This window comes from Cupriavidus sp. PB-02 (genome assembly GCF_058252315.1).
This window is the reverse complement of record NZ_CM177694.1, coordinates 2846253-2861426: the sequence shown is the minus strand read 5'-3', so window position 1 is coordinate 2861426 and position 15174 is coordinate 2846253. Positions and strand designations below refer to the sequence as shown.

The 15174-nt window shown below is 67.5% G+C and carries 11 protein-coding genes; 8 read left to right on the top strand and 3 right to left on the bottom strand.

Features of this window, described 5'->3' with window-relative positions:
• Positions 1-33: 33 nt before the first annotated feature.
• The 3 genes from rnr (at position 34) to AC10V3_RS13370 (ending at position 4237) form a co-directional block, all read left to right on the top strand.
• A complete protein-coding gene (gene rnr, locus AC10V3_RS13380) occupies positions 34-2637 on the top strand; it encodes a ribonuclease R (RefSeq protein ID WP_490922313.1) in 2604 nt (867 codons plus the stop codon).
• Between the two features lie 84 nt (positions 2638-2721).
• Positions 2722-3465 carry a 23S rRNA (guanosine(2251)-2'-O)-methyltransferase RlmB gene (gene rlmB / locus AC10V3_RS13375; RefSeq protein WP_010809441.1) on the top strand — a complete coding sequence of 248 codons (744 nt, stop codon included), beginning with the start codon at positions 2722-2724 and terminating at the stop codon, positions 3463-3465.
• 4 nt (positions 3466-3469) lie between these two features.
• Positions 3470-4237 carry an SIR2 family NAD-dependent protein deacylase gene (locus AC10V3_RS13370; RefSeq protein ID WP_022535751.1) on the top strand — a complete coding sequence of 256 codons (768 nt, stop codon included), beginning with the start codon at positions 3470-3472 and terminating at the stop codon, positions 4235-4237.
• Between the two features lie 33 nt (positions 4238-4270).
• Here the strand turns inward: AC10V3_RS13370 and tal are convergent, their stop codons facing one another.
• The gene (tal, locus tag AC10V3_RS13365) at positions 4271-5227 is read right to left on the bottom strand and encodes a transaldolase (RefSeq protein WP_349604279.1); all 957 of its coding nucleotides are present in this window, start codon (positions 5225-5227) and stop codon (positions 4271-4273) included.
• A 149-nt stretch (positions 5228-5376) separates the two neighbouring features.
• Here tal and rpiA point away from each other — a divergent pair, with 149 nt between their 5' ends.
• Positions 5377-6063, top strand: a complete 687-nt coding sequence (gene rpiA / locus AC10V3_RS13360; RefSeq protein ID WP_022535749.1) for a ribose-5-phosphate isomerase RpiA — start codon at positions 5377-5379, stop codon at positions 6061-6063.
• Positions 6064-6132: 69 nt separating this feature from the next.
• Here rpiA and AC10V3_RS13355 read toward each other — a convergent pair whose 3' ends face one another.
• Both AC10V3_RS13355 and argA read right to left on the bottom strand, forming a co-directional pair.
• On the bottom strand, positions 6133-6405 hold the full coding sequence (locus AC10V3_RS13355; RefSeq protein WP_012353145.1) for an oxidative damage protection protein: 273 nt from the start codon (positions 6403-6405) through the stop codon (positions 6133-6135).
• 101 nt (positions 6406-6506) lie between these two features.
• Positions 6507-7970, bottom strand: coding sequence for an amino-acid N-acetyltransferase (gene argA, locus AC10V3_RS13350; RefSeq protein WP_022535748.1), 1464 nt, complete (start codon positions 7968-7970; stop codon positions 6507-6509).
• A gap of 23 nt (positions 7971-7993) precedes the next feature.
• Between argA and hrpA the strand changes: the two genes are divergently transcribed.
• From hrpA to AC10V3_RS13330, 4 genes are all read left to right on the top strand, one after another.
• Positions 7994-12046: an ATP-dependent RNA helicase HrpA gene (gene hrpA, locus AC10V3_RS13345; protein WP_349604281.1), complete on the top strand. Its 4053-nt coding sequence runs from the start codon at positions 7994-7996 to the stop codon at positions 12044-12046.
• A 143-nt stretch (positions 12047-12189) separates the two neighbouring features.
• Positions 12190-13176 (top strand): YVTN family beta-propeller repeat protein, encoded by a 987-nt coding sequence (locus AC10V3_RS13340; protein ID WP_349604283.1) that lies wholly within the window; start codon positions 12190-12192, stop codon positions 13174-13176.
• A gap of 19 nt (positions 13177-13195) precedes the next feature.
• Complete coding sequence (locus AC10V3_RS13335; RefSeq protein ID WP_022535745.1) at positions 13196-14071, top strand: polysaccharide deacetylase family protein; 876 nt, start codon at positions 13196-13198, stop codon at positions 14069-14071.
• Positions 14071-15045 carry a sterol desaturase family protein gene (locus AC10V3_RS13330; RefSeq protein ID WP_022535744.1) on the top strand — a complete coding sequence of 325 codons (975 nt, stop codon included), beginning with the start codon at positions 14071-14073 and terminating at the stop codon, positions 15043-15045. The genes AC10V3_RS13335 and AC10V3_RS13330 overlap by 1 nt, the downstream gene beginning before the upstream one ends.
• Positions 15046-15174: the final 129 nt, after the last annotated feature.

Below are 15174 nucleotides of genomic sequence, written 5' to 3'. Positions count from 1 at the left end.
GCGAGAATTTTGTCAAATAGTTTCCAGAAAAAATTGAATCAGAACAGCTATCCGATCCCCAGCCGGGAAGAAATCCTGGGCGTGCTGAGAACCTCGGGATCCCCTCTGTCGGCCGGCGATATCGCCAAGTCCCTGGCAGTCACGCGCAAGGAGCATGACGGCTTCCAGAAGCGCCTGGCGGCGATGGAACGCGACGGCCAGATCGAACTGAACCGCAAGGGCCGCTATGAGCTGGCCCACCAGCCGAACTTCGTCACCGGCCGGGTGCAAGGCCACCGCGACGGCTTCGGCTTCCTGATCCGCGACGACGGCGAGGACGATATCTTCCTGCCCGAACGCGAACTGCAGAAGGCCATGCACAATGACCGCGCGCAGGTGCGCGTGGTGGGCTACGACCGCCGCGGCCGGCCCGAAGGGCAGATCGTCGAGATCATCGAGCGCGCCAACCGCTTCGTCATCGGCCGCCTGCTCAGCGAGGGCGGCGTGCTGGTGGTGGCGCCCGAGGACAAGCGCATCAGCCAGGACATCCTGATCCCGCCCAAGGCCCAGGGCAAGGCGCGCGTGGGGCAGGTGGTCAGCGTCGAGCTGATCGAGTACCCCGACCGCTACGTGCAGCCGGTGGGCCGCGTGGTGGAAGTGCTGGGCGACATCGACGATCCCGGCATGGAGATCGAGATCGCAGTGCGCAAGTACGGCGTGCCGCATGCGTTCTCGCCCGCAGCCGCCCAGGAAGCCGCCGCGCTGCCCGACGAGGTGCGCCAGGCCGACCTGGACCACCGCATCGACCTGCGCGATATCCCGCTGGTGACCATCGACGGCGAAGACTCGCGCGACTTCGACGACGCGGTCTACTGCGAGCCGGTCAGGATAGGCCGCGCCAAGGGCTGGCGCCTGATCGTGGCGATCGCCGACGTGTCGCACTACGTGCGCCCTGGGACGCCGCTGGATGCCGATGCGCTGGATCGTGCCACCTCGGTCTACTTCCCGCGGCGGGTGATACCGATGCTGCCGGAGAAGCTGTCCAATGGCCTGTGCTCGCTCAACCCCGCCGTGGACCGGCTGTGCATGGTGTGCGATACGGTGATCACCGCCAAGGGCGAAATCAAGGGCTATCAGTTCTATCCGGCCGTGATGCACTCGACTGCACGCCTGACCTACAACGAGGTCTGGTCGGTCTTGTCCAACACCAAGGGCCCCGAGGCGCACAAGCGCAGCGAACTGGTACCGCACCTGCAGAACCTGTACGAGCTGTTCCAGGTACTGCTCAAGGCGCGGCGCGCGCGCGGCGCGATCGACTTCGATACCACCGAGACCTATATCGTTTGCAACGCGCAGGGCAAGATCGAGCAGATCCTGCCGCGCACGCGCAACGACGCGCACCGGCTGATCGAGGAATGCATGCTGACCGCCAACGTGTGCGCGGCCGACTTCCTCGAACGCTTCAAGCACCCGGCGCTGTACCGGATCCACGCCGGCCCCAGCGAAGAAAAGCTGAAGAACCTGCGCGAGTTCCTGCGCACCGCCGGCCTGTCGCTCGGCGGCGGCGACAAGCCGCAGGCCTCGGACTACGCCGAGGTGATGGACAAGATCAAGTCCCGCCCCGACGCGCCGATGCTGCAGACCATGCTGCTGCGCTCGATGCAGCAGGCGGTCTACAGCCCGGACAATATCGGCCACTTCGGCCTGTCGTATGAAGCCTATGCGCACTTCACCAGCCCGATCCGCCGCTATCCGGACCTGCTGGTGCACCGCGCGATCAAGGCAGTGCTGGCGCATACCAAGTACCAGCCGGCCTTTGCCCACGGCACCGAACTGAATACGGCGATCTCGCCCAAGGCGCGCAAGCTGCAGGCCAAGGACGCCGAGCAGAAGGCCGAATTGACGGCGGCGCGCGCCAAGCGCAATGAGGCGATCTGGGACGAGCTCGGCCTGCACTGCTCGGCCAACGAGCGCCGTGCCGACGAGGCCTCACGCGATGTCGAGGCCTGGCTCAAGTGCTACTTCATGCGCGACAAGCTCGGCAGTGACTTCGCCGGCACGATCAGCGCCGTGACCTCGTTCGGCATCTTCGTGCAGCTCGACGAGCTGTATGTCGAAGGCCTGGTCCACGTCACCGAACTGGGCAGCGATTACTTCCAGTACGACGAGGCCCGCAACGAACTGCGCGGCGAACGCACCGGCATCCGCTACCGCCTGACCGACCGCGTGCGCGTGCAGGTGTCGCGTGTGGACCTGGATGCACGCAAGATCGATTTCCGCCTGGTGCAGGAGCCCTCGGCGAAAACCCTGCGTGCCCGCGTTCCGGGCACTGAAACTCAGCCGCGCGTACCGGCCGCCCATGCGGTGCCGGCGCGCAAGAAGGGCCGCCAGCTGGCGGCACTGCTGGGCGGTTCGTCCAAGCCGGAGGAATCGTTCGACGAGACGCTGGACCGCGTGATCGAAGAGCAGCCGGTGTTCGAGGCCGTGATCACACCGCTCAAGCCGCACGTCAAGACCGGCGGCAAGCCGGCCAAGCGCGCCGCCAAGCCCAAGCCCTCGCACCTGGAAAAACCGCGCAAGCCGGCCTCTAAGTCGCGATCGGCCAAGCCGGCGGGCAAGTCGGCCGCCAAGACCTCGCGCACCCCGCGCAAGCGCTGAAGCCTGCGGCGGCCGCAATGGCCGCCGCCCCCCACAGCCGCACCTTGCGCGGCGGTGCGGGCCGGGGCGAGTACAATCGCGCCCATGGCCAAAAACAAACTCCTGATCGGCTTTCACGCCGTGACCGCACGCCTGCGCCAAGACGCAAAAGGCGTGACCGACGTCTATATCGAATCCGCCCGCCGCGACCGGCGCATGCAGGACTTCGTCCGCCTGGCCGAGAGCCTGGGCGTGCGCCTGCATCCCGTCGATGCCGAGCGCCTGCGCGGCATGGCCGGCACCGACCGCCACCAGGGCGTGGTGGCGCGCGCCGAAGACGTGGCGCTGGCGCTGAACCTGGATGAACTGCTCGACGGCATCGAGGGCACGCCGCTGCTGCTGGTGCTAGACGGCGTCACCGATCCGCACAACCTGGGCGCCTGCCTGCGCGTGGCCGATGGCGCCGGCGCGCACGCCGTGATCGCACCCAAGGACCGCAGCGTCGGCCTCAATGCCACCGTGGCCAAGGTCGCCAGCGGCGCGGCCGAGACCGTGCCCTATATCACCGTGACCAACCTGGCGCGCACGCTGCGCGAACTGCAGGAGCGCGGCATCTGGGTGATCGGTACCGCCGACGGCACCGAGAAATCGCTGTACGACATCGACTTCAAGGGCCCGACCGCGATCGTGATGGGCGCAGAAGGCGAGGGCATGCGCCGCCTGACGCGCGAGACGTGCGACGAGCTGGTCGGCATCCCGATGGCGGGTGGCGTGGAAAGCCTGAACGTCTCGGTGGCCAGCGGCGTGTGCCTGTACGAGGCGGTGCGCCAGCGGCGGCTGCCGCGCTGAACGCATGGCAGGCGATTCCCATATCTCCGCTCAGCCGGGACTTGAGGAAGCGCGCCGGCTGATCGCCGGCGCGAACAATATCTTCGTGCTGACCGGCGCCGGCATTTCGGCCGAGTCCGGCGTGCCGACCTTCCGCGATGCCATGACCGGCCTGTGGGAGCAGTTCGACCCGGAAGAGCTCGCGAGCGAAGGCGCCTACCGCCGCCAGCCTGCACTGGTGTGGGAGTGGTACCTGCACCGGCGCGACCTGGTCGCGGCCGTGCAGCCCAATCCGGCGCACCACGCGCTGGTGGCGCTGGCCGCGCAGAAGCGGGTCACGCTGGTGACCCAGAACGTTGACGGCCTGCACCAGCGCGCCGGCAGCGAACACGTGATCGAGCTGCACGGCAACCTGTTCGCCAACAAGTGGCTGGACGGATGCGGGCGCTGCAACGAGGCCACCGCGCTGCCGGGCATGCCGCCGCGCTGCGACCTCTGCGGCGCACTGATGCGCCCGGGTGTGGTGTGGTTTGGGGAAGACCTGCCGCGCGTGGCCCGCTACCGCGCCGAGCACGCGGCGCAGACCTGCGACCTGTGCCTGGTGGTCGGCACCTCGGGGCTGGTGTATCCGGCGGCGGGTTTGCCGGGTGTGGCCAGCGAGCATGGCGCGCCGGTGATCGTGGTGAATCCACAGCCGTCGGCGCTGGACCAGACCGCGGATCTCTTGCTGACGGCAGCGGCAGGGGAATGCCTGCCTCTGCTGTGGTCGCAACCGGCACCCTCGGCCGGCTGAGCCTGGGTCCGGGCGGGGGCGCCCGGACTTCCCTTACTTAGCGATCTCCCCGATCAGCTTTTCCAGCTTGACCGCATCCGCCGCGAACAGGCGGATGCCTTCGGCCAGCTTCTCGGTGGCCATCGCATCTTCATTGAGCTGCCAGCGGAAGGACGGCTCGTCGGCCGCAATGCGGGCGATATTGGCGGCCTGCGCCTGGTCCACCGACAGCTTGTGCTCGACCGGGCCCTGGCCGGCGGCCAGTTGCTCGAGCAGCTCCGGGCTGATGGTCAGCAGGTCGCAGCCGGCCAGCGACAGGATCTGCGCGGTGCTGCGGAAGCTTGCGCCCATCACCTCGGTCGGGTACCCGAACTTCTTGTAGTAGTCGTAGATCTGGCGCACCGAGCGCACGCCCGGGTCGTTGTCGCCGCCGTTGGCGACCGGGTCCCACTGCTCGCCGGCCTGCTTCTTGTACCAGTCGAAGATGCGGCCGACGAAGGGCGAGATCAGCTGCGCGCCGGCCTCGGCGCAGGCCACCGCCTGCACCAGCGAGAACAGCAGCGTCATATTGCAGCGGATGCCGTCGCGCTGCAGGATCTCGGCCGCGCGGATGCCTTCCCAGGTGGAGGCGATCTTGATCAGCACGCGCTCGCGCGCGATGCCGCGCTGCTCGTAGAGCTGGATCAGGTGGCGCGCCTTGGCCACGGTGGCTTCGGTATTGAACGACAGGCGCGCATCGACCTCGGTCGACACGCGTCCGGGCACGATCGCCAGGATCTCGCAGCCGAAGGCGATCAGCACTTCGTCCATCACCGCATCCACGCCGCCGTTGCCGTGGTGGTCCCGCACGGCCTGCTCCAGCAGGTGCCGGTATTCGGGTTTCTGCACCGCCTTCAGGATCAGCGACGGATTGGTGGTCGCGTCCTTCGGGGTGTATTGCTTCATCAGCTGGAAGTCGCCGGTATCGGCCACCACCGTGGTGAACTGCTTGAGTTGTTCGAGCTGGTTCATGGTCGCTATGTCGTGGGCTGAATTGTCTGCGGGCATCCGAGGGGCGTACAGGCTGCCCGGGTCTGGTCCATTGTACCGTCGCCCGCGAGCCATGCCGCCGCAATCCGCTACACTGTGCGTTTTCCCCCCAACGCAATCTGGCTGTTGTCATGACTCAGGATGAACTCAAGGCGCTGGTGGCGCAAGCCGCCGCCGACTACGTGAAGCAGGAAGTTCCCGAAGGCGCCGTGCTCGGCGTGGGCACCGGCTCCACCGCGAACCTCTTCATTGACGCCGTGGCGGCGTTCAAGGAGCGTTTCGCGGGTGCGGTGTCGAGCTCCGAGGCTTCCACGCGCCGCCTGCAGCAGCACGGCTTCAAGGTGCTTGACCTGAATGAAGTGGATGAGATTCCCGTGTACGTCGACGGCGCCGACGAGATCGACGCCAGCGGCGCCATGATCAAGGGCGGCGGTGGCGCGCTCACGCGCGAAAAGATCGTGGCCTCGGTGGCAAAGCGCTTCGTCTGCATCGCCGACGGCAGCAAGCTGGTCCAGACCATGGGCACGTTCCCGCTGCCGGTCGAGGTGATTCCGATGGCACGTGCCGCGGTCGCGCGCAAGCTGCAGGCCCTGGGCGGCCAGCCGCGCCTGCGCATGACCAAGGAAGGTGGCATCTACAAGACCGACAACGGCAATGTGATCCTGGATGTGGCCGGGCTGAAGATCGACGACCCGCGTGGCCTGGAGTCGGCCATCAACCAGGTGCCGGGCGTGGTCACGGTGGGCCTGTTCGCGCTGCGAGGCGCGGATGTGCTGCTGCTGGGTACCGGCGACGGCGTGCAGCGTACCAACTACTGAACGCAGTCGTCCGCTACACAGCAAAAAGGGGTGCCTGAGGCACCCCTTTGTCATTGCCGGCGGTCCAGTTCAGGACTGTGGCGGCACGTAGCCCTGCGCCTGGTCGGCACCTTCGCCGAAGAAGTACTTCTCGGTCTGCTTGAGCAGGTACTGGCGCGCGCGGGCGTCGGCCATGTTCAGGCGGTTCTCGTTGATCAGCATGGTCTGGTGCTTGAGCCAGCCGGCCCAGGCTTCCTTCGACACGCTTTGCCAGATCTTCTTGCCCAGTTCGCCGGGCAGCGGCGGGAAGTCGAGGCCTTCGGCTTCCTTGTTCAGCTTGATGCAATGGACCGTGCGGGCCATGGGGACTCCTTGTACGTTCGTTAGACTTTGCTGAGGCGCTGGCGCTATTGTAGCCAAGCGGGGCGGCCGGGCGCGGCGCGGCGGCGATTGCCCCTACGGCGTTACAGCTTTTTCATCAGCACCATCGACTTGCGCTGCCAGTTGTAGAGCTTGCGCTTGTCCTCGGGCAGGTCGTCGACGTTGGCGTGCACGAAGCCGCGCTTGAGGAACCAGTGCTCGGTGCGGGTGGTGAGCACGAACAGCTTTTCCAGGCCGAGCGCGCGGGCGCGGCGCTCGATGCGCTTGAGCAGGCGCTCGCCATCGCCGGTGCCCTGGGCTTCCTGCGATACGGTCAGGCAGGCCATCTCGCCCATGTTCTCGCGCGGGTAGTCGTACAGCGCGGCGCAGCCGAACAGCACGCCGTCGTGCTCGATCACCGAGAAGTTGCCGATATCGCGCTCGATCAGGTGGCGTCCGCGCGGCACCAGCGTGCCGTCCTGCTCCAGCGGCTCGATCAGCTGCACGATGCCGCCGACGTCGTCGAGCGTGGCTTCGCGCAGGCTTTCCAGGTCGGTGTCGGACAGCATGGTGCCGACACCGTCATGCAGGAACAGCTCCAGCAGCACCGAGCCGTCGAGCGAGTAGGGGATCAGGTGCGCGCGCGGCACGCCGCCCTTGAGCGCCTTGACCAGGTGCTGCAGGTAGTTGGCCACATCCGGCGGCAGGTGGTTGTTCTGCAGGCGCTCGACCGCGGTGCGCAGCGACATTTCCTGCATCAGCTTGCCGACCGGGTCGGGCACGCCCGGCACCTCGGTGATAAAAATCAGCTTGTCGGCCTTCATCGCCGTGGCGGTGGCGCTGGCCACGTCTTCCATCGACAGGTTGAAGGCCTGGCCGGTGGGCGAGAAGCCCAGCGGCGACAGCAGCACCACCTTGCCGTGCGACAGCGACATGCGCACCGACTCGGCGTCGATCTTGCGCACCAGGCCGGTGTGCTGGTAGTCGGTGCCGTTGACGATGCCGACCGGGCGCGCGGTGACGAAGTTGCCGGAAATCACCGAGAGCTGGGCGCCGGCCATCGGCGTATTGGGCAGGCCCTGGCTGAAGGCGGCCTCGATGTCCAGGCGCAGTTCGCCGGCGGCTTCCTTGGCGCATTCGAGCGCGGCGTTGTCGGTGATGCGCACGCCGTCGACGAATTGCGACTCGACCTGGCGCAGCGCCAGTTGCTCCTCCACCTGCGGGCGCGAGCCGTGCACCAGCACGATCTGCATGCCCATCGCGTGCAGCAGCGCGACGTCGTTGACCAGCGCATTGAGCACGCCCGACTTGACCAGTTCGCCCGCGAATGCGATCACGAACGTCTTGCCGCGGAAGGCGTGGATGTACGGTGCCACCATGCGCAGCCAGTCGACGAACTGCTGGTGGTCGGGGCCGCTGCGGTCGATGGCGTCGGCGCTGGCGACCACCGGTGCGGTGGCGGGCACGGCGGAGGCCGGGGCGGGCAGGGGCAGTTCGGCCGTGGCGGGCGGCTCCCCCGGTGCGGAAGAGGAGGGCGCCGGCTGGGGCGCGTCGGTTCTGGCGTTCATGCCGCGGATTATAATCCCGGCCAATGTCAGAGCAACGTCCAGTCCAGCCCCCCAAGCCCGCCTCCCCGCGCCAGAGCGCCGGTGTCGGCCAGTCCGCGTCCCCAGCCCAGTCCCGGCCGGCCAGAGATCAGGCCAGGGGGCCGGCAAAACAGCCAGCCGGCCGTCCCGAACCCGCCGCCGGCCGTCCAGCCGGCGAGCCCGGCCAGCGCCAGCCGCGCGGGCCCCGCGAGGCGCGGCCGCCGCGGCCGCCGCGGCCCGTCAACCCGTTGCCGCCGATTACCTTCCCCGAGGCCCTGCCGGTCTCGGCCCGCCGCGACGAGATCGCCGCGGCGCTGCTGGCCAGCCAGGTGGTGATCGTGTCGGGCGAGACCGGCTCGGGCAAGACCACGCAGCTCCCCAAGATCTGCCTGTCGATCGGGCGTGGCCCGGGTCGCGAGGGTGGGGGGCTGATCGGCCACACGCAGCCCCGGCGTATCGCTGCCACCTCGACGGCCAAGCGCATCGCGCAGGAACTCGGCACGCCGCTGGGCGAGCATGTGGGCTATCAGGTGCGCTTCAACGACACCATGTCGTCGGGCGCGTCGGTCAAGCTGATGACCGATGGCATTTTGCTGGCCGAAACCCAGAACGATCCGCTGCTGCGCGCGTACGACACCCTCATCATCGACGAGGCGCACGAGCGCAGCCTGAACATCGACTTCCTGATCGGCTACCTGCGCCAGATCCTGCCGAAGCGGCCGGACCTGAAGGTGATCATCACGTCGGCGACGATCGATGCGCAGCGCTTTGCCGGGCATTTCGCATCGAACGGCAAGCCGGCGCCGGTGATCGAGGTCAGCGGCCGGCTGTACCCCGTGGAAGTCCGCTACCGCCCGATCACCGAGGACGTGCCTCCCGGTGGCGTGCCGCGCAATGCTCAGGCACGCGAGCGCGACCTCTACGACGGCATCGTCGAGGCCGTGGACGAACTGTGCCGCGTGGGCCCCGGCGATGTGCTGGTGTTCCTGCCCGGCGAGCGCGAGATCCGCGAAGCCGCCGAGGCGCTGCGCAAGCACCATCCGCCGCATACCGAAATCCTGCCGCTGTTCGCGCGGCTGTCGGTGCAGGAGCAGGAGCGGGTGTTCAAGCCGTCGAACGCACGCCGCATCGTGCTGGCGACCAATGTCGCCGAAACCTCGCTGACGGTGCCGGGCATCCGCTACGTGGTCGATACCGGGCTGGCGCGCGTCAAGCGCTACTCCTACCGCAACAAGGTCGAGCAACTGCAGGTCGAGGCGATCTCGCAGGCCGCCGCCAACCAGCGCGCCGGCCGTTGCGGTCGCGTGGCCAACGGCGTGTGCATCCGGCTGTATGAAGAGACCGATTTCGCCGGTCGGCCGCGCTTCACCGATCCAGAGATCCTGCGCTCGTCGCTGGCCGCGGTGATCCTGCGCATGAAGGCGCTACGGCTGACCGATATCGAGGCGTTCCCGTTTATCGAGCCACCGCTGGGCCGCGCCGTCGCCGACGGCTACCAGCTCTTGCAGGAACTGGGCGCGGTCGACGACGCCAATCAGCTCACCGGCACCGGCCGCCAGCTGGCCAAGCTGCCGCTGGACCCGCGCGTTGCGCGCATGATTCTCGCGGCGCGCGAGCACCATTGCCTGCGCGAGGTGCTGATCATCGCCAGCGCACTATCGGTGCAGGACCCGCGCGACCGCCCGCAGGAAGCGCAGGAAGCCGCCGACCAGGCGCATCGCAAGTTCATGGACGAGAAGTCCGAGTTCCTGGGCTGGGTCAAGCTGTGGAAGTGGTTCGAGGACGCGGTCGCGCACAAGAAGTCCAACCGCCAGCTGCAGGACCAGTGCCGGGCCAACTTCCTGTCGCACCTGCGCCTGCGCGAGTGGCGCGATGTCCATTCGCAGTTGCTGACCACGGTCACGGAGCAAGGCTGGCGGCTGAACGACAGCGAGCCCACCTACGAGCAGGTCCACAAGGCCCTGCTGACGGGTTTGCTCGGGAACGTCGGCTGCCGCATCGAGGACGGTGACGGCAAGGGCCGCGAATACCTGGGCGCGCGCGGCATCAAGTTCCACCTGTGGCCGGGCTCGCTGATCGCGCGCAAGGTGGGGCGCTGGATCGTGGCCGCCGAGCTGGTCGAAACCAGCAGGCTGTTCGCGCGCACCCTCGCGCGCATCGAGCCCGAGTGGCTCGAGCAAATCGGCGGCCACCTGCTCAAGGTGAGCTGGAGCGACCCGCACTGGGAAAAGAAGGCCGGCCAGGTGCTGGCGCTGGAACGCGCCACGCTGTACGGTCTGGTGGTCTATCAGCATCGCCGCGTCCACTACGGGCCGATGAACCCGAAGGAAGCACGCGAGCTCTTTATCCGCCGCGCGCTGGTCGAGGGCGAGTTCGACACGCGCCTGCCGTTCTACGCCCATAACCAGCGCCTGGTGCGCGAGATCGAGAACCTGGAGCACAAGTCGCGCCGCCAGGACGTGCTCGTCGACGACGAGCTGATCTACGCCTTCTACGATGGCGCGATCCCGGCGGATATCAACCAGCAGGCCACCTTCGAGCAGTGGTACCAGGCCGAAAGCGCCAAAGACCGCAAGCTGCTCTACCTGAACCGCGACGAGCTGATGCGGCACGAGGCGGCCGGCATCACCACCGATCTGTTCCCCAAGGCCATGAACGTGGCCGGGGTCGACATGGGGCTGACTTACCACTTCGAGCCGGGCAGCCACCGCGACGGCGTGACGCTGACCGTGCCGCTGTACGCGCTCAACCAGGTGCGGCAGGAGCGCGCCGACTGGCTGGTGCCGGGCATGATCAAGGAGAAGGTGCACCTGCTGCTCAAGTCGCTGCCGCAGAAGCTGCGCCGCCACTGCGTGCCGCTGCCGGAGTACGCAGCGGGGTTTGTCGCGCGCCAGCCGTTCGGCGAGGGCGAGTTGCTCGACGTGCTGATTGCCGATATCCGCGAGCAGACTGGCACCATGGTCAAGCGCGCCGATTTCAAGCTGGAAACGCTGCCCGCGCACCACTCGATGAACTTCAAGGTGATCGACGAGCACGGCCGCCAGCTTGATATGGGCCGCAATCTGGCCCAGCTCCGTGGCGAGCTGGGCGGGCAGGCGCAGCAATCGTTCCAGCGGGTCGCGGCACAAGCGGCGGCACAGGCGGCCACCCAGTCCCCGGACCAGGCGGCGCCGCTGGCCGCGGCCGAGCCTGGCAAGTATGAGAACCTGACCGGCTGGAGCTTCGGCGAACTGCCCGAGCTGCTGGAGATCCGCAAGGGCAGCCAGACCCTGTTCGGCTACCCGGCACTGGTCGACCGCAGCACACACTGCGACGTGGAAGTCTTCGACGACCCGCAGGAAGCGGCCCGCATCCACTACCTGGGGCTGCGCCGGCTGTTCGCGCTGCAGCTGCGCGAGCAGGTCAAGTTCATCGAGAAGAACATCCCGGGCCTGCAGCAGATGGCGATGCAGTACATGACGCTGGGCACGCAGGAAATGCTGCGCGACCAGATCGTCATGCTGGCGCTGGAACGTGCCTGCCTGCAGGCGCCGCTGCCGCGCAACGAGGCCGAGTTCAATGCCCGCAAGGACGAAGGGCGCACCCGGCTGTCGCTGCTGGCTCAGGAAATCGCGCGGCTGGTGGGCGCCATCCTTGCCGAATACGCCAGCCTGCCGCGCAAGCTGCTGCAGGCCAAGCCGTTCCCCGCGGCCTACGCAGACATGGAAAGCCAGATTGGCCGGCTGATGGGCAAGCGCTTTATCGACGAGAACCCATACATGCAGCTGGTTCATTTCCCGCGCTACCTGAAGGGCATCGCCATGCGCGTGGACAAGCTCAAGGGTGACCCGGGGCGCGACAGCCAGCGCGTGCAGGAGATGGCGCCGCTGGTGCAGCAGTGGCAGCGGGCGGAAAAACAGCTCCGCACCCAGGGCCGGGGCGGCGAGGATGCGCGGCTGGAGGAATTCCGCTGGATGCTGGAGGAGCTGCGCATCGCGCTGTTCGCCCAGGAGCTGCGCACCCCAGTGCCGATGTCGGTCAAGCGGCTGCAGAAAGTGTGGGAATCGATGCAGCGCTGAGCAGCCGGGAGCCGCTGTGAGCGGCCGTTGGTCGTGCCGGCGCAACATTCTGCTGAATTCTTGTCTGTCGTCAGCCGGGACGTCAGCGGATTGCCGCGCCCAAACGTTAGAATCGCCGGTTCGGTATTCTCTTAGCGGGTCTTATGTTCGCATTGCGTCGTGTTGTGGCTGGTGGGATCACGGTGGGCGCCCTGGCGCTGGGCCTGCTGGCCGCACCGGCATCGGCGGAAGTGGTGGTGATCCTCAATTCGGGTGATGCAACGGTCACGCTGATCGACAAGGATTCGCAGAAGGTTCTCGACACCTTCCCGATCGGCAAGGAGCCGCACCATCTGATCGCGACGCCGGACGACAAATCGCTGATCGTCGCCAATGCGGTCGGCAATGACCTGGTGTTCCTGGATCCGGTCAGCGGCAAGGTTCAGCAGCGCGTGCCGAATATCGACGACCCGTACCAGATCGGCTTTTCGCCGGACCAGAAGTGGTTCGTCGCCACCGGCAACCGGCTCGACCGGGTCGACCTGTATCGCTGGGACGGCAAGGCGCTGAAGCTGGCCAAGCAGTTTCCGCTGGCCAAAACCCCCAGCCATATCGCCTTTACCACTGACAGCCGCATCGCCTTTATTACGCTGCAGGATTCCAACGAGGTGGTCGCCATCGACCTGGTCACGCAGAACGTGATGTGGCGCATGGAGACCGGCTCGGCGCCGGCGGGCATCTGGGTCACGCCGGACCAGAAATACCTGCTGGTCGGCATGACTGGCGCGGATTATGTGGCCGTGATCGACTGGCGCACCCGCACCGTGGTCAAGCAGATCCAGACCGGCAAGGGCGCGCACAACTTCCGCGCCGTGGGCGACAAGCGCCACCTGTTCCTGAGCAACCGCGTGACCGGCAGCATCAGCATCATCGACCAGCAGACGCTGACCAAGATAGGCGATATCACCGGCCTGCCGCCAGGCCCGGACGACATGGAACTGACCGCCGACGGCAAGACGCTGTGGGTCACCTTCCGCTGGGCGCGCTCGGTCGGCCTGATCGACGTGGCAAATCGCAAGCTGGTCAAGACCGTGCGCGTCGGGCGCTCGCCGCACGGTATCTATTTCCGCACGCGCGCGCCGCTGTATTGAACGAGGCAGGGCAGGAACCATGCGCGACACCAAGGCTTCGCGATCCGGGCGGCTCAGGAAGATCCTGGCCGCGCTGGCGCTCGCCTGCGCGTTGCCGTCCGCGCTGCAGGCGGCCGACGCCGGCCAGCCTGCAGCAAAGTCCTGCCCGGCCGGCACGCTGTACCTGACCTTCGATACCGGCAGCATGAGCCAGGCGCAGTTGATCGCCGACACGCTGCGCCGCCACCATATCCGCGCCACCTTCTTCCTGGCCAACGAGCCCACGGTGCGCCAGGACAGCTCGCTCGATTCGTCCTGGGCGCCGTACTGGAAGGCGCTGGTGGCGGATGGCCACGCCTTCGGCACACATACTTTCGACCACGTCTACCTGCGCGGCGTGCGCGCTGGGCAGGTGACCATGCGGCCGCAGTTCGGCGCGCAGGCGGGCAAGGACATGGCGATGGACGCCGCCGGCTTCTGCCGCGAGTTGCGCCGCAGCGCCGAGGCCTTTCGCGGCATGACCGGCGCCGACATGGTGCCGCTGTGGCGCGCTCCGGGCGGGCGCACCGCACCGCAGACGCTGCAGTGGGGCGAGCAGTGCGGCTTCCGCCACGTCGGCTGGGCACCGCCGGGTTTTCTGGGCGATGAGCTGGCGTCGGACCGGTATCCCAATGCGGTGCTGCTCGAGCGCGCGCTGGCCAACCTGCGCGACGGCGACATCACCATGGCGCACCTGGGCATCTGGTCGCGCAAGGACCCCTGGGCGCCCGGCGTGCTGGAGCCGCTGCTCGCCGGCCTGGAGCGCAAGGGCTTCTGCTTCGCGACGCTGCGCGAGCATCCGGCCTACCGTGACTGGATTGCCCGCCACGCGGCAAGCACGGCGAAGGCCAACGGACAACAGGAGGGCAGGCGGTAATGTGGGAGACGCTCAACGGTTGGATCGGCCTGGTCGAAGGCGCGCTGTTCCAGGGCGTGGTGCTGCCCGTGGTCTACGACCTCGGGTTTGGCCGCTATGCCGAGGAGGCCTTCACCGGCACGGAATGGCTGCTGGTGGGGCTGGTGCAGCTTGTCGTGATGGCGCTGATCCTGGGCCCGCTGGAGAAGTGGCGCCCGGTCGAGCCGGTGGCCGACCGCGCCGCGATCCGCACCGACATGTTCTATACGGTGATCCATCGGCTGGGGCTGTTCCGGCTGGCCATGTTCTTCCTGCTGGCGCCGCTGACCGACGCCATCGAAGGCCACGTGCGGCTGATGGGCTGGCACCGCATCAACGTCGAAGACTGGTGGCCGGGCGTGACCTCGGTGCCGCTGGTCAGCTTCTACGTCTACCTGCTGCTGTTCGACCTGCTCGACTACTGGTACCACCGACTGTCGCACACGTTTCGCTGGTGGTGGCACCTGCACGCGGTGCACCACAGCCAGCGCCAGATGACGCTATGGAGCGACAACCGCAACCACCTGCTCGACGACATGCTGCGCGACTTCGTGTTCGCGCTGGTGGCGCTGGGCGTTGGCGTGGAGCCGTCGCAGTATGTGCTGCTGGTGGCGCTGTCGCAGCTGCTGCAGAGCCTGCAGCATGCCAACGTGCGGCTGCATTTCGGTGCGCTCGGCGAGCGCCTGCTGATTTCGCCGCGCTTTCACCGCACCCACCACGCGGTAGGTATCGGGCATGAAGCAAACGGCGCCCCGACGCGCCTGGGCGGCTGCAACTTCGGCGTGATCTTCCCGTGGTGGGACATGCTGTTCGGCACTGCGGTGTTCACCGAGACCTACCACCCGACCGGCATCCGCGATCAGCTGCCACCACCGGTGGGCAAGGGCCACGACTACGGCGCGGGCTTCCTGGCCCACCAGTGGTACGGCATCAAGCGCCTGCTGCGGCTGCGCTGAAGCGGGCGGTTTCGAGGCATTCCTCCACCCGCGGCGCCCGATGGCGCGCCGCGGCGGCAAGTGGCGTATGCTAGTGTTCCGGGTCGCCGCCGGTCCGGCACATCTGGACTTCCATACGGACTTCCGCCG